This window comes from Legionella brunensis (genome assembly GCF_001467025.1).
Lineage (GTDB): Bacteria > Pseudomonadota > Gammaproteobacteria > Legionellales > Legionellaceae > Tatlockia > Tatlockia brunensis.
In genome coordinates this window covers 140,453-156,410 of the sequence record NZ_LNXV01000003.1, presented here as the reverse complement: position 1 = coordinate 156,410, position 15,958 = coordinate 140,453, and the positions used below count along the sequence as shown (strand labels likewise).

The window sequence follows — 15,958 nt, the reverse complement described above, 5'->3', positions numbered from 1 at the left end:
CACCTATTTGCTGCCTTTCATTATGCATTCATCATTTGTAGGTGCTTATTCTCTATAGGCGGTTCTACATGTGGAAGCAATAAGGTGATAAAACAGTTTAACCAAGAAGATATGTGCTCCACTGCATTAAAGATAGAAGGATCGTCAATATCATAAGTATAATGAGAGTAATTATATAGATTATTGTTACGCTCGGAGAATCGATCGATATTCATTTTCATTACTGCAAAAATTTTCTCAAGTACTATTTGAGACTTGCCATGACAATTAAAATAGAGACTCATTAAATATTGTCCATTCCAATGGATATCAAGATTAATACAAAAGAGCTCATCAGGTTGTTGACCCTCTATATACGGTAAGGACAATTTACGATCACCTTTAAGATGAAAATGACTTATCTGTTTCTCACGAAAAAAATCCTGAAGTTTTGCTATTTCCTCTTTGGGTATTCTGAATGAAAGACAATATTTAGTAACATAAATTCTATCTTTCCGCTCATATTTTTCCGCGATTCTGTCATAGATAGGATAGGCATGTAGGTTAGTTACTTGTGGTGTTTGGGCTAACTGTTGTTTAAAAAAGGCTAATTGCCGCCAATCAAGCGAATATAGATGGCAGATAGAAGAGATTTCATCAACCTTTTCTAGATAAAAAAAAGGTTTAGGCCCAAAATAATCATAAGGAAGATTAAAGAGCGGGTCATGTGCTCTTTCCCAAAAAATATGTGCAGAATTCCCGAAATTTGTTTTTTGAGGTTTGAGCAACTGCAGATGTTGTACTCCCACACGCTTTCCAGCAAGATTTACTTCCTCAAAATAATGGTTCCAAAAATAAGATTGGCAATGGGCAGATTTTTTCACAATTTTATGAATACGATTAATCACGTCCAAATAGGTTTGATTAGGCGTTGACAGATAAAGGTTTGCCCATACTGGTAATTTATTAATTTCTTTCGTTTCGAGCATTAATAATAAATGCTGACGCGCCAACATTAACAAAGCTTTTGATTCTTGTTTTTTGACTTTAATAATTAATTCGTTAAAACTTTTATTGATTTGATTTACTGGTGATAATTTATCAAAATTGCTTAATTTAATGCGTTTAAGTTTTTCATCATAGAAGCGGTTATTTAACGTTTGAATTACAAAGTTAACCAATTCCTCTAGTAATTCCGCATGATCCTTAGCAGATAATTTTTGATACATTTGAGGTGGGAAACCATCAACAAGATGTAATGCTTTGATACGATCTCCTTGTGCTAACAATTGTTTGGCGACGTAATAAGCCAGAGTCCCCCCATAGGAAAAACCTAATAAGTTATAAGGGCCTTGGGGTTGGACTGTTTTTATTGCCTCTACATATCTGCTCGCCGCTTCTTCCAGTGTTTTAGGCAGTAAGGTTGGGTCATAAATACTAGGATCTGATAAACCATAAATATTAAATTGATAATGGGAGGAAAAGATCTGCGCTAATTCTTTATAAGTAAAATAACCCTCACCTAGCAAAGGGGGGAGAAAGAAGTAATTTGCTCTATCGCTAGTTGGCGAGAATAGGCTGCGGACTATAGCACTAGTTTGCTTAATTTGTTGCTTGTTATGTAGGGATTCTCGTATGTGTTTGAGTGTTAAGGAAGGTAAGTTAAGTATTTTTTGATAACTAAAGGTTGGGTCAATTCTTTGTTGAATTTGAAACACCAATTGACTTAATTGAGTTGAGTCTCCCCCTAAAAAAATAAACTCTTGGTCTTCATCACTTTCAGTGAGTCCAAGAACATTACACCAGCTATGTGCTAACTGATCATAACGCTGTAATGTTTCTCTTGCTTCCTGCAAGTGGTGTGCCTTCACACCGCAAAGTGGATTGGATTTATACGCGGCAAGGATTTCTCTGGCTAACTCACAAGCTTTATTTTCTTCCTTATTTTGGATACAGCACTTGATGTAGGCAATCGCTGCGTTACAGAATACCACCTGATACCTGTAAAATTGCCTTGATAAGGCAAGAGCTTCACTAGAACATTGCAATGCTTCCTCTGGTTGTTTAAAGGATAGTAACATCCCTGCAATATAGGATTTGTATTGCACAATGTGAAAAATCTCTTGTTTTTCTATTGCGAAAGCAACTTGTTGGTTTGCTAACTCAAGTGCTCCTTTTACGTCACCGCCATCCCGCAAGCAAAGCATCAAGGCGAGATTGTAGGTCAATAATCGACCTCTAAAGGCATGAGGATCCTCTAATTCTGACCTTTCTTCTAGATAAGAAGCAATGGTGACTGCTGCCTTTAGAAATTTAATTCGTTTTTCATTTGTTTCGCCATAACGTAAAGCCTTACCATAATAATGCAATAATTGAGCAACACTTGCTAAATGAGTAATTGCAGCGCTCTCCACAATAGTCCGCTTTGCATTTTCGTCCAAAAGCTCGAGATATTGGGGAAAATACTTGGTGACTAATTGATAAGCTGCATCTAGCCATTGCAAAACTTTTTCTTTATTAGAAGCGTTTAAGTTTAAAGTCTGATCCAAATGGTTTGCTGCAAGAACTAATCTATCCATTTGCATGAAGAAGATTTCTGGGGTGATGAACTCAACTTGATTATTTTTAATTTTCTCAACAAACTCATCCATTTCTCTCAAGACTGACGGCTCTAATCCCAAGCCACCTGCAGAGAACTTCTCTTTATTTTGTTTTCCCTCATTAAAGAAAAGCTCATCTGGATGATCAGTTCTGGCAATCAGGGCTCGACGATCTATTTTTTCACTGGGAATTAAACGAGGGAAATCAGATAGTGTGACAATAATAGGCAATTCTTCTTTACGCAGCCATTTTTTCAAATAAGCCATGAAATGAGGTTTGGAGAATTCGTGTTGTACCACCAGATAAGCAAATGGCTTATTGTTATTTAGCCATGGCTTAACTACTACATAAACTTGTAATACATCTTGTCCAATTTCATCATTGTACTTTTCAATACATTGTTGAATGGCGTAGGGGGCAACTTTAACCCCGGATATTTTGATGTGTGCATCATTATCAATTCTTCCCTTAAAAATAAGTCGATTGTCTTTGACTAGAAATTTATTTTCTGTATTAAAAACACGCACCCAACGATGATCGAGAAATAAGGTGGGAAAATTTTTTTGGGTAAGCTCAGGATTATCAATATATCCAGGCGACAAAAAAGGTGATTCTATATAAAGACATTCATCAATAAGATGAAACTTTACTTCCTCTCCATGGGGAAATCCTATCGGAACGATATGATGTCCGTTTTCATCCTGAATTTCCTCCTGATTTACACACAATATGCTCATCCCAAATGTTGCTTCGGTTGGGCCATAGCAATTCCATAAATTAATACCGTATTTTTCACAGAGTCTCTTTAAGCTCATACTACAGGCGTCGCCTGTAACCATTAAATGAGTTAAACCCGTCTTAGCAAGACGTTGAATGAGCTCATCCTGATTAGGCATCGCTAATTGTGATGCAATCAATATCAGACAAGTTATTTTTTCTTGCTCGCATTGTTCAATAACGGCATTAAAATCTCTACGTGCGGCTTGTGGCATGAGGACTAAGGTGCTAGCTGCGGCAAAACTACGAACATATTCAGAAATTCTAGCATCGTAAGCTGGGCTGCGTGTGCATAATATCTTATCTTTATTGGATAATTTAAGTAACGATTTCTCCACCTCTGCCCAATAAGTAAGTCCTGATGAATTAATAGGAATCCATTTTTTATTATCTGATACTCCTGATGAAGCAACGATATAGTTAGGAAGAGTAGGGTTGCGTTCAATTGGCGGCAAACAAACAGGCGTTAATTCATCACTGTTTTTAGGGGCTATGCCTTGAGTATATAAATGCAATCTAATTGGTTCAGGTATCTCATAGTCTTGGCAGAGTTTTTCATCAATAACTATTTTGTTTAGATTGAGTTTTCTTATATCAGTTGCTAGTTGTGCTGACGGAGTATCAGTATCCAGTGGCACAACGGTTGCATTAATTTTATCCAAGGCAAGATGTAGCAAAGGATGAAGATCTTCATTTTTTGTGAGGACAGCTACTCTATTTCCTTGTTGTACACCCACAAAAATAAAATACTTCGCCCATAGTTCGACCAGTTCATTAACTTTTGCATAACTTAACTTTTCCTTGTTACTCAAAATGATCGCAATTGAGTCGGCTTCCTGCTGAACAGAATGAGAAAATATGCTAAACATCAGAGTATAATTTGTTGGATAACTTTTTGGTTAAAAACTGTCATTATCAAGCTACTTTTGCTAATAGCCCCTAATTTCTCTTTTATATTTTCGAGATAAAATTCGATAGTCGTTTGCTTAAGTTCAAAGATTTCGGCTATCTCTTTAGCATTTTTTCCTTTCAGAAGTTCAATAATGCATTGAATTTCACGTTTTGAGAGCGTGATTTTTTTATCATAAACAATGACGGGATATGAGCGTCTGATGAAATTATTATCCATTTCCTCTTTGCTCATACTAATAGCAGTTTCCAGGGTAAGTTTGAAAGGTAAGTATTTCGATTTTACAACTCCCATTATTGCTTTAGGTTTACTTCCCTGAGTGAAGATAGGATATATTGTTCCAGTCATTTGTTTTCTTAATAATTTATTTTTTTGTGGGAGTACTTCTTCATTGACTGACAGGGGTTGCTCTGTTTCGAGGACTTCCGCATCATGTTGTAAGTAGATTCTTGCCTTTTTGATATCTCTACAAAGATCATAATCTGTTTTTTTATAGAGACTTGTTAATGTATTAAGCCCCATTAGCTCTAGAAATTGTTGATTTGCATATTGATAGACAGACAAGTTGTTTTTAATAAAAATAAAGTTTTCTTTTTCTGATAGTAAAGATAAAAAATCTTTTTGCAGGATCTGTAACTTATAAGAATTCAACTCACTTGCAGAAAAATAAGACATCGTTTACTCAGTTCCTAATTAGATAAAGAGCATGATTCCTTTGCAAAATCTCCATAGAAATTTAACCTGCCATTTTTCTTGGTTTTATTCTTAACCAAAAAAGATGGTTCGCGAAAATTGCGGGGGGACTTTAGCACATAACTTCATATAAATAAATTTAACTTGGAACGGCACCCCAAGCATAACGTGAACGGGTTTCGAATAGCTTCGGCCTTACATTTATACTCTCACAAGGCTTGCTAAGAATTAATTATGCAGTACATCAAATTAATCAGCTTTTACCCATTTATTTTTGCTATGTTCCCTAACACTAGCTATGCTTCTTTTGAGTGGCAAATGGATATTTTTTAACCACATTACAAAAAACTTCATTGGAGGAAGGATCATGTCTAAATTCTTTATTATCTTTGTCATGCTAATTGGATATGTACTAGCACCTAGTGCCATAGCACGTCAATCGGGTGGTAGTGGTGAGGATCTTAAAGGTGTTTGTGAATTATCAGGTGGACGTTGGGTCGGTTCAGAGGGCGGTAATTGGGCCTGCTGTTGGGCTAATTGGGGCTGCTATGGCTGTGTTGATGGTGTTTGTAAGATGAAATGCGATACTCAACGTTGTCGCAAGGCAAATAGCGCCGCAAGACCAGGTACTGGGGAAATTACAATTAAAGGATTAGCACCAGCTAACAATAAAGCACCCATTGTACCCAAGAAAGGAGCATCGTCAGGAAACACCTCGTCTAGTACCAATATGCAAAAAACGCAGTAAACAAGATAAAATGCTATGCTGTCAGAGGCATAGCATTTTTTTAGCTCCAGTTAGTTTTCACCCACTTCAGGTTTCATAGCCATTTGCTGATTGTTCTTTCTTTTCTTATATACAAAATAGCTAATCGCAAAACACACCGCCAACAACCCAACAGACCACCAGGGACGAATAGCGAACCACGCGATCGCCGTGATAAGCGCCCATAGAGCAAAACCACAAATAAAAGCCACTAAACCTGTACCAAAACCAGCTATCGAACCCAATATGGGTAGTACATCGGCTAAAACTACAATTGGCCTTAATATTAAAGAAAAACCTGAGATCATCATTAATAAAGTAATGGCACGCAAAATCCATGTCATAAACCTGTTTTCAGTCAGGGCATCCTGAATCATTTGCTCTGGCGATTGCTGACCAGATGTCAACAACAAAACTGGCTCTCCTGCTTTGGCCATATACTCTTGCAAAGTATTCCCAGTTTGCTGACCAATAATACTGACTGTTTGCGGCAGGGTTGCCGCAACCGTGATACGAATATCCCCAATCTGTGGATTTTGATAGTCTTGACCACCATAAAGTTGGTTATTGACGTAGCGAATTGGTTTATCTATTTTTTTTTGCAAGGCCGCTTTATCAACTTTTTCTAAATCCACTGGTTGTGTTTCACTTATTTGCGTGATTAAACTTTCTGGCAATAAAAAATCACCTACGGTAACCGTTTGAGCATATTGATGCATTGACTCAATCGGCATCATTGCTGGATTTTGATGTCCTGTCTGCTCTTTAAACCCACTACTATCGTATAAGTTGGTTGACCAAACTTTTTTATAGGAATAGATAGTCACTTGCTTCTCTGAACCACCCATCTGAGATTCGGTATGTGTCTCTTTATTTTGTTTCCATTGATACATTTCCACTTTTCTATTTAAACCAATTGCATTCTCAGCAATCCCTAATAGTGGATCTTTTAGGATATCCTTTGTTGTTGCCACGCCACTTAAATAGACAACATGCAGATTGTTTTTGGGATCAACAGGAGAATTTGGAACTGAAATCAACACACGTTGTGCCTCTATAAGAGATTGGGTTGTATGAAGTCCATGCCGTTCATTCCAGAACGCTAAAATGATTGCCCCGCCAATCAACACGATGCCGACTAAAATACCAACAAAAGCATCCTTTATCCGACTTCCCCAGGATTTGGTGACGATTTCCTCTACCATATTACCGACTCCTTTAGTAATCAGCGGGGTAAAGACCATTGCGAAATGTTGAATTCATGAGGCAAAAAACATGCCTAAGACAGGCAACTTTTAAGCAATGGAAAGAATTCGTACTTCACCTATTAAATTTCTTCTTCATTTAGCGTTAAGTTTTGTTTGCTATATTTGCAAACAATACACACATTCAGGTGAATTATCATGCCAGTTACCTTTCTTTCAGAAGCCGAGCAAGAAAATATATTGAATACTCATAACGAGGCTAAAAGTAGAAATGAAAAAATTCCCTTAGCTCCACGGAATGGCAATACTGGATGGCCACTTTTGCAAGTCAGCCTTTTTACACCATCAACAACTGAAATTCACAAATACGAGCATGCCTTAGGAGGAGGGAAATGTCACTATTTTCATATTGGTGCATTCAATCTGGCAAGTCTTTTAGCTAAGATTCCAGGAAAAATGACTGTCAGCGCAAGTTATGGTCAAAAAAGAGAGAGGGAACATCTCAAAGCAGACAATATAGGTATGTTTTTAGACAGTTTCAAAGTCCAACATCACCTTCTGGGAATCACAATAACTTCTGAATCTGGTGCATACGGTAAAGTACTCTCTGTTACTTGTCCTGAGGGAGATGCCAGCAATCTAGAACGCCCTTTATGGGACGTCTTCTCTTTTGCAGTTAAGCCAAAATCAGGACTTTCAGATATTGGTGGATGGAAAGAGTCTCCTGGTCATACTGAGGATGAAATTAAAGCTGGAATTCGAGAAGATGTGGCTGTTTTTTCAGGCGGACAAATTTTTATTGACCTGGGCGAGTTTCTGGATAAAGAGGTGAAAGATCCTCAAATAAAAGACTTTTTTAAAACTATTTTTAAGGTTGATGAATTCATTGCATTAAAAGAAGAAAATAAAGAATTTAAACCAAAGGCTCCCCCAGAACAAACAACAAAATCTTCCCCAGAACAAGCAACAACAGAGAGTCATGAAAATCTTAAAAGTCCTGCCAGCTTTAATAATCTATACCTTAAGATAAAATTTATGCAGGATTTTGGAGAAACTTTATCCCATGTTGATAAACCAAAAGGGGATGCTGTTACTAAACTTGCTGAGGAATTAAAACAGAAAGTTGATGAATTTAGTAAACAAATATCACAAGAACCGCCAAGCCCTGAAGATATCAAACGATTTCAAGCTGATTTCAAAAAATTACTTCACAGTCAAGATAATATAATGAAAGAACATCGGGAAATATTGAAACCCATTGTAGCCAACATTCTATTTAGTCTTTTAACATTAGGAATAGGATTATTAGCTATAAGCATAAAAGCGGGAGTCGGTGCGGTTAGAGCTTACCAAGACGATAGAAAAATAGCTGCAAGCGATATTTTATTTTTTGCCCAGACTAAGAGAGAACAAGCGATCGATACTATTGAAAAAGATATTGAGTCCAGCGAAACATATAAGGGTTTGGACAAAAATAAATAGCATTATTTAACTTACTACAAGCCTTCTTTTCCCAAGACCTGTAGTAAGACTTCAGATTCCAATTTCTAAAGGCTTAGTTTAAATCTCTCATGTAATGGCTAAGCCTTAAGTCATTATGAAAAGCCATTAATTAGAGTACTTTAACCAATTCGGTTATAGGAATTATTTCCCATAAAACGCGCACCTAAATCTTTGTTCTTTGACGCAGGCGCTTGATGTACTACCATCCAAGTGGTGTCTAAGAATTTATTATCTTGGCTTAAGTTTCCAATGATACTTAAGGCTGAACCACAATCAGGATAATCAATGCTAATGGTAAACGCATTCCCGGTTAAAAAACCAACAACAGGTCTTTTTTGACCAACAGCTTGTTGGCATTCTTTAGAGGCTACAGCCGTAGTAAAATAGCCTGAAAGAGAACCGTCTTTAGAACTGGTTAATTCCAAAACCGAGCCTTTTTCATTCTTGAAAACCATTTTTTCATTCGCTGTATCCACCGCAAAACTAGCTTGACTAAGCGCAATTAATCCACTTATCGCTAAAATATGACTTATTTTTTTAAACTGCATTTTTTACTCCTGTTATCAACACTCAATAGGTAAGTGCGGGCAGAAGCATAATGGATTACCTAGCTCTTTACCATCCGTGAAAACCCGGAGTTTTTCACAAAAGCTATTGCTTGCGCAATCTTTAAAGATTGCGCAAGTAACTCATTTCTAAAACATACCATTGCCATTTGCAGATTCAGTAGGGATGTTTTGAATAACGTCCCAGTGCTCCACTATTTTATTATTTTCCAAGCGAAAAATATCAATAATGGCTTGTCCTTTTGTACCAGGCTCTTTGATTGAATGAACATGTAAAATCACATAGTCTCCCTCAGCAAATACTCGCTTAATCTCGCTATGAGATTGGGGATAGTTCGTTTTTAAATAATCGATATATTGTTTAAAGCCATCGATACCATCTTGAGCCAAAGGATTATGTTGAATATACCAAGGTCCTAAGTATCCCTCAGCAGCAGTAAAATTTTTTTCATTAATTGCTTTTTGATAAAACTCCGTGACAGCTTGTTTTTTTAGTGCCTGTGAACTTTCATTGGCAAAGCTCACATTACTTCCTAGTAAAAATCCAGAAACTAGGATTGATAAAGCTACTCTTTTCATTTTATTCTCCTGTTTAGTTCAATGAAATTGATTGTAATTAGCTTTATCAAAGAAAAAAGCGCATTTTTTTGAACTAAACCATCAATTTTTTCGATGATTTCAGCGAGTCACCCATGACGAAAGTAACGTTAGAACAGTGGCGAGTTTTACAGACGGTAGTGGATGAAGGGAGTTTCGCAAAAGCGGCAATAAAACTTCATAAAAGCCAATCAAGCATTAGCTACACCATTGCTAAATTACAGGACATGTTAGGTTTAACATTACTTTACATTGACGGACGAAAAGCAGTTTTGACAGAGCATGGTCAACAGATCTTAAATCTCTCCCGTCAAATTACTCGCGCTGCCAAAAATGTTGATAATGCTGCTCATAATCTTACGCTCAATTATGAACAAAACTTGCGCCTGGCAATCGATGAAATCTTTCCTCCCAAAATTCTAATGAAAATATTGCATCAATTTGGCCTTTGCAATAAACACACCCGTCTAATCATTAACCATGGACTTTTGTCAGGCCCTAGCGAATCATTAATCAATGGCGAGGCCGAGTTAGCTGTTGTATCGAAAATTCCGGAAGGCTATCTGGGAGAAAAATTGTTAGATATTCAATCCCTGCCTTATGCTCACATTGATAGTCCATTACATACAAAAGAGCTGACTCTTGATGATCTCCATGACGAACGTTATATCATTGCTCAGGATTCAGGAATTAAAAATAAACGTAATGAAGGCTGGCTAGGTTCGGAGTTTCATTGGAAAGTCAGCTCATTAGAGATGAAAATTCAATGTGTTGCTCATGGTATTGGTTTTTCATGGCTTCCAAAACAATTGCTTGTAGACCGTCACTTGCCCATTAAACCAATTCTCTTAAAGCATAATGATAATATACGCACTTATCCCCTCTATTTAGTTCATCATAACCCGCAAGAAATCGGTCCCTCAGCTAGCCAATTGATAACCCTTTTCCAACAATATGTCTCGGTTGATATCACCATATAGCATTTCGTGGGTAGAGTTACTATCGGTAGAAGAAAGCTAAACATAAAAAATTTTCCTTTGAGTATTTTCTAGCATTTACACTTCTATACTTACAATTAGGGCGGGAAGGATGTTGGCACAGAGAGAAAAGAGCATGTTGTTCTAAAGAAAACAGCTTATCAGAAATAAGAGCTCATCATCGCTCTTGTCGCGGCGACTCATACCGGTATAATCATCTGCAACCAACGCGCGAAATGAGGGATTAATATGCTTGCAAAAACACCATTACATGCTACTCATGTAGTTCTAGGTGCCAAAATGGTCGATTTCCATGGCTGGGATATGCCGCTGCATTACGGCTCGCAACTTGATGAACACAATCAAGTGCGCCAACATGCAGGGATGTTTGATGTCTCCCATATGACTGTTGTTGATATTTTAGGTGCAGGAGGACGGCAATTTTTACGCAAACTATTAACCAATGATGTAGACCAGCTAGAGCATACCGGCAGAGCACTCTATAGCTGCATGTGTAATGAGCATGGTGGCATTATTGATGATTTGATTGTTTATCAGCGCTCGCCAGATAATTATCGTATGGTACTCAATTCAGCGACTCGTCAACGGGATTTGGCATGGATTCGCAGCAAAAGTGAAGGTTTTTCTGTAGGCTTACAAGAAAGAAATGATCTCGCCATGTTAGCAGTACAGGGCCCAGAAGCAATCCCCAATACCATGACAGTACTTACCCCTGCGCAAATTGATGCAGTATCCACCCTAACTTATTTTGAGTGTGTCGATGTTGAACATTGGTTCTTTGCTCGCACAGGATACACGGGTGAGGACGGCTTTGAAATTATTCTCCCTAAAGAAGAAATTATTTCTTTTTGGTCTTCCTTATTACAAGCGGGAATAAAACCCTGTGGGTTAGCGGCACGGGATACCTTACGCTTGGAAGCAGGTATGTTGCTCTATGGTCAAGATATGGACGAAACAACCACTCCCCTCGAATCAGGATTAGAGTGGACTGTGAAATGGCAACCTGAAGATAGAGACTTTATTGGGATGGGAGCTCTCCTGTCGCAGAAACAACAAGGCGTCAAACGAAAACTAGTGGGATTAATCTTACAAGATAAAGGTATTATGCGCACCGGGCAACGAGTAGTTATAGAAGGTCACGGTGAAGGAATTATTACCAGTGGTTCTTATTCACCAACCCGTAGTGAATCTATTGCCTTGGCTCGTGTTCCGACAGCCATAGGCGAGGAAGTATTGGTTGACATTCGCGGCAAATTAATCCCCGCAAAAGTTGTGAAACCAAGATTTGTTAAACGAGGAAAGATCCTAGAATAATCTGATCCCGTTTATTAACAAAATGTTTAAATCAAAATAAAAAAGAGAGATAAAAATGACCGATTTAAAATTTACAAAAACTCACGAATGGTTACGAGCTGAGGACAATGACTTCACTGTGGGGATTACAGAGCATGCCCAGGAATTATTAGGGGATATGGTGTTTGTTGAGTTACCTGAAGAAGGGGATGAAGTCAGAGTGGGCGATGAGATTGGTGTGGTTGAATCTGTCAAAGCAGCATCTGATTTTTATGCCCCGATTAGTGGCGTTATTGTAGCTATTAACCAGGAAGTCAGTGAAAACCCCGCATTAGTTAATAAAGATCCTTATGGTGCGGGATGGCTAGTAAAAATAAAGGCTCACAATACTTCTGAAATCAATGACTTATTGAATGCTGAGCAATATCAAAACGAAATTAAAGAGGATCATTAACAATGCCTTATATTCCACACACCCAAGAAGATATCGAAGCGATGTTAACACGCATCGGTATCAAGAAGACCCAGGATTTATTTGATGAAATACCTTCTTCTTTGCTTTATGGCGAGCTTAAGAATATTCCAGAAGGTCTCTCAGAAATGGCAATGTTGCGCGAAGCAAACGCTCTAGCAGCCAAAAACCATAATGGCACATGCTTCATGGGGGCTGGAAGTTATGAACATCATATCCCAGCGGCTGTGTGGGATATTACATCACGGGGGGAATTTTTAACTGCCTATACTCCCTATCAAGCTGAAGCAAGCCAAGGCACTTTGCAGTTACTCTATGAATTTCAAACCATGATTGCAGAATTGACCGGCCTGGATGTTGCTAATGCATCAATGTACGATGGTGCATCCGCACTTGCAGAAGCAGTATTAATGGCTGTACGGTTGAATAAACGCAGCAAAAGTAATCGCGTATTAGTGGCAGGAACAGTTCACCCACTCTATCGTGAAACATTAGAAACCATTGCCCGTACACAGCACATCGAAATTATTACTTTACCTTTTGATGAAAAGCTAGGCATTACTTCTCTTGCAACATTAAATCAATATCATGGTGAAGACATTACTGCCTTAGTAATAGCTCAACCCAATTTCTTCGGATGTCTGGAATTAGTCGATGAACTTACCGACTGGGCTCATGCAAATAATACGATTAGCATCGCCAACGTGAATCCTATTTCCTTAGGTCTTCTTAAACCACCTGGTCAATGGGGTAGTCATGGGGTTGATATCGCCTGTGGAGAAGGACAACCCTTAGGCTCTCCAATGGCGTCAGGCGGCCCCTATTTTGGCTTTTTTAGTGCCAAGATGGAACATGTCCGACAAATGCCAGGTCGTTTAATTGGACGTACAATCGATAAAGAGGGAAAGACTGGATTTACATTAACCTTGCAAGCTCGAGAACAACATATTAGGAGAGGTAAAGCAACGTCTAATATCTGTACCAATCAAGGTCTTTTAGTCACGGCAGCAACCATTCACATGAGTCTACTCGGCGCGGAAGGCTTGCAACAAGTCGCACGTCTTTGTCATTTGAATACCCAGAAACTGGTTACCGAACTAACACAAATTAATGGTGTGGAAACTGTTTTCTCAGCACCCTATTTTCATGAGGCCTTGTTAAAACTAAATCAACCGGTTGATGAAGTATTGGCACAATTACGTGAATTAGGAATTATTGGTGGCTATGCTGTGCAGTCTCATTACCCGCAATTAACAAATACACTTCTTATTTGTGCGACAGAGATGCGTACCGCTCAAGAAATTGACCATTACGCAAACTCATTAAGACCAATTATGGCTAAGCGAGGCAGTTGATGTTTATTGTACAGTTAACTTATAAAACCCCGATAAGTGAAGTTGATAAATATTTACAAGCTCATCGTGAGTTTCTTGATTACTACTATAAACAAGGGTTACTGATAGCTTCTGGTCCCATGAAACCAAGGACTGGCGGTATTATCATAGCAGCTACCAGTGATAGAGCATACTTGGAATCAGTACTTGAACGCGATCCTTATTATCTCGCTGAAATTGCTGACTTTCAGATCATTGAGTTCACGCCAGTGAAGCATTGCGCCGAACTTCAAGACCTCATTCAAAAAACGGAAGGCAAATTATGTTGATCTTTGAACGCTCACAAATAACCAGAAAAGCCACCGCACAGATGCCTGGAGAAGCAGCAGAGCAATTAGCGATTCCTTCTCAATTTTTACGCAAAGCTGCTGCGCGTCTGCCAGCTTGTTCGGAACTCCAAGTCATTCGTCATTTTACAGGTTTGTCGCAGCTTAATTTTTCAATCGATACTAATTTTTACCCCTTGGGTTCATGCACTATGAAATACAATCCACGGGGTATCCATAATGCTGCATCAAAGCCTGGATTCCTCCAACGCCATCCTCTTGCACCTGAAAAAGCAAGCCAGGGATTTTTGCAAATTCTTCATGAATTGCAAGGCTATTTAGCAGAGATAACCGGCATGCCAGGTGTTTCTTTAACACCGATGGCAGGCTCACAAGGTGAGTTTGCTGGTGTAGCGATGATAAAAGCTTATCATCAATCTCGAGGCGATACGCTGCGTGATGAAATGCTAATTCCAGATGCCGCACACGGTACGAATCCAGCATCTGCAGTCATGTGCGGATTTAAGGTTATTGAGCTTACAACGGCAAAAGATGGTGACATTGATCTGGAAGAATTGCGCAGTAAAGTAGGCCCTAAAACAGCCGGTATCATGCTAACAAACCCATCAACTTTAGGGTTATTCATGCGCCAAATTAAAGAGATTGCTCAAATTGTGCATCAAGCAGGAGGACTACTTTATTACGATGGTGCCAATTTAAATGCCATCTTAGGTAGAGTCCGTCCCGGAGATATGGGTTTTGATGTGATGCATTTAAACTTGCATAAAACTTTTGCTACACCTCATGGTGGAGGTGGTCCCGGAGCTGGTCCTGTGGCCGTTAGCAAACGTTTGCAACCTTATTTACCACTACCCGCAGTCATTAAAGAAGAAAATAATTATCGCTGGGCAACGCGAAGTGATTATCCGCAAAGCATTGGACGTTTGTCTTGCTTCATGGGTAATGCCGGTATTTTATTACGTGCTTATTTCTATATTCGTGTTTTAGGGAAAGAAGGGTTATTACGTGTTTCTGAATTTGCTACGCTAAACGCAAACTATTTGCTCGCGGAGCTACAACGAATTGGTTTTAGTGCTGCCTATCCTGACAGACGAGCAACACATGAATTCATTTTAACTCTAAGTCAGGAGAAAAAACTCCATGGCATTACTGCAATGGATTTAGCAAAACGTTTATTGGATTATGGTTTTCATGCACCAACGACTTATTTTCCACTATTGGTGCCTGAGTGCTTGCTTATTGAACCTACTGAAACTGAATGCAAAGAGGAGTTGGATGGTTTTATTAGCACCATGCAAACTATTCGAACGGAAGTACAAAATAATCCTGACTTACTAAAAGAAGCCCCTCATAATTTACCTGTGAAACGCTTAGATGATGTTAAAGCAGCGCGAGAGTTGAATTTGAATTATTTTAGCGACAAGGGCTAATTGCTATCGCCGGGATAAAGCTACTCAAAGCGGCTTTATCCCCAATCAATTTATTTCTTTAGATTAAATAATCACAGTAAAAACAAAGATATGCATTTACTTAAGTACAGTAATTGCTAACATAATTCCTTCGTTAAAAGGAGCATTACGAGATAAATTTATGTCGACTAGCATAAAGGAATGAATCCTGGGTATTATGAAATAATGCTTAGGAAGCCCGCTAATATGGGGACCTATTTGATTTAAGCACCCTAACGAGTTTAAAACCGGATCACGAGGGTATAGGATGCATCCTGTGATTAAGGAAAAATTCTTATTAACTTATTTACAACCTGCTAACGATATTCAATCTAAAGTTGAAGAATTGGTACAATCAGGATCAGTAGCTAACGAAAGAGTGATGAATGAGTATTTAAAAAAATTTAATATTTAACAAGAACTTGTATGATAGACTCCATAAAATATCCTCGAGAGGATAAATGAACTA

General features: G+C 38.4%; 14 protein-coding genes. 9 read left to right on the top strand and 5 right to left on the bottom strand.

What is annotated here, in order from left to right; genetic code table 11:
• Positions 1-20: 20 nt before the first annotated feature.
• Complete coding sequence (locus Lbru_RS01085; RefSeq protein ID WP_058440331.1) at positions 21-4,226, bottom strand: non-ribosomal peptide synthetase; 4,206 nt, start codon at positions 4,224-4,226, stop codon at positions 21-23.
• Positions 4,226-4,942: a LuxR C-terminal-related transcriptional regulator gene (locus Lbru_RS01080; protein ID WP_058440330.1), complete on the bottom strand. Its 717-nt coding sequence runs from the start codon at positions 4,940-4,942 to the stop codon at positions 4,226-4,228. Before Lbru_RS01080 ends, Lbru_RS01085 begins: the two co-directional genes overlap by 1 nt.
• Before the next feature lie 385 nt (positions 4,943-5,327).
• Here Lbru_RS01080 and Lbru_RS01075 point away from each other — a divergent pair, with 385 nt between their 5' ends.
• Positions 5,328-5,708, top strand: a complete 381-nt coding sequence (locus tag Lbru_RS01075; RefSeq protein ID WP_058440329.1) for a hypothetical protein — start codon at positions 5,328-5,330, stop codon at positions 5,706-5,708.
• A 50-nt stretch (positions 5,709-5,758) separates the two neighbouring features.
• Here Lbru_RS01075 and Lbru_RS01070 read toward each other — a convergent pair whose 3' ends face one another.
• The gene (locus tag Lbru_RS01070) at positions 5,759-6,931 is read right to left on the bottom strand and encodes a TMEM43 family protein (protein ID WP_058440328.1); all 1,173 of its coding nucleotides are present in this window, start codon (positions 6,929-6,931) and stop codon (positions 5,759-5,761) included.
• 321 nt (positions 6,932-7,252) lie between these two features.
• On the opposite strand from Lbru_RS01070, the gene Lbru_RS01065 reads away from it, so the two are divergent.
• The gene (locus Lbru_RS01065) at positions 7,253-8,413 is read left to right on the top strand and encodes a hypothetical protein (RefSeq protein ID WP_131793423.1); all 1,161 of its coding nucleotides are present in this window, start codon (positions 7,253-7,255) and stop codon (positions 8,411-8,413) included.
• Between the two features lie 140 nt (positions 8,414-8,553).
• On the opposite strand, the gene Lbru_RS01060 is transcribed toward Lbru_RS01065, so the two are convergent.
• Positions 8,554-8,982 (bottom strand): avidin/streptavidin family protein, encoded by a 429-nt coding sequence (locus Lbru_RS01060; RefSeq protein WP_058440326.1) that lies wholly within the window; start codon positions 8,980-8,982, stop codon positions 8,554-8,556.
• Between the two features lie 147 nt (positions 8,983-9,129).
• The gene (locus Lbru_RS01055; protein WP_058440325.1) at positions 9,130-9,579 is read right to left on the bottom strand and encodes a nuclear transport factor 2 family protein; all 450 of its coding nucleotides are present in this window, start codon (positions 9,577-9,579) and stop codon (positions 9,130-9,132) included.
• Between the two features lie 113 nt (positions 9,580-9,692).
• Between Lbru_RS01055 and Lbru_RS01050 the strand changes: the two genes are divergently transcribed.
• The 7 genes from Lbru_RS01050 to Lbru_RS17020 all read left to right on the top strand — a co-directional run bounded on the left by Lbru_RS01050 (position 9,693) and on the right by Lbru_RS17020 (position 15,904).
• Positions 9,693-10,577 carry a LysR family transcriptional regulator gene (locus Lbru_RS01050; protein WP_058440324.1) on the top strand — a complete coding sequence of 295 codons (885 nt, stop codon included), beginning with the start codon at positions 9,693-9,695 and terminating at the stop codon, positions 10,575-10,577.
• A 246-nt stretch (positions 10,578-10,823) separates the two neighbouring features.
• Complete coding sequence (gene gcvT, locus Lbru_RS01045; protein ID WP_058440323.1) at positions 10,824-11,909, top strand: glycine cleavage system aminomethyltransferase GcvT; 1,086 nt, start codon at positions 10,824-10,826, stop codon at positions 11,907-11,909.
• Between the two features lie 55 nt (positions 11,910-11,964).
• Positions 11,965-12,342, top strand: a complete 378-nt coding sequence (gcvH, locus tag Lbru_RS01040) for a glycine cleavage system protein GcvH (RefSeq protein WP_058440322.1) — start codon at positions 11,965-11,967, stop codon at positions 12,340-12,342.
• A gap of 2 nt (positions 12,343-12,344) precedes the next feature.
• A complete protein-coding gene (gcvPA, locus tag Lbru_RS01035; protein WP_058440321.1) occupies positions 12,345-13,715 on the top strand; it encodes an aminomethyl-transferring glycine dehydrogenase subunit GcvPA in 1,371 nt (456 codons plus the stop codon).
• On the top strand, positions 13,715-14,023 hold the full coding sequence (locus Lbru_RS01030) for a YciI family protein (RefSeq protein WP_058440320.1): 309 nt from the start codon (positions 13,715-13,717) through the stop codon (positions 14,021-14,023). The genes gcvPA and Lbru_RS01030 overlap by 1 nt, the downstream gene beginning before the upstream one ends.
• Entirely contained in the window at positions 14,017-15,471 is a 1,455-nt protein-coding gene (gcvPB, locus tag Lbru_RS01025) for an aminomethyl-transferring glycine dehydrogenase subunit GcvPB (RefSeq protein ID WP_058440319.1), read from the top strand. Before Lbru_RS01030 ends, gcvPB begins: the two co-directional genes overlap by 7 nt.
• Before the next feature lie 295 nt (positions 15,472-15,766).
• Entirely contained in the window at positions 15,767-15,904 is a 138-nt protein-coding gene (locus Lbru_RS17020; RefSeq protein WP_238583798.1) for a hypothetical protein, read from the top strand.
• Positions 15,905-15,958 lie beyond the last annotated feature (54 nt).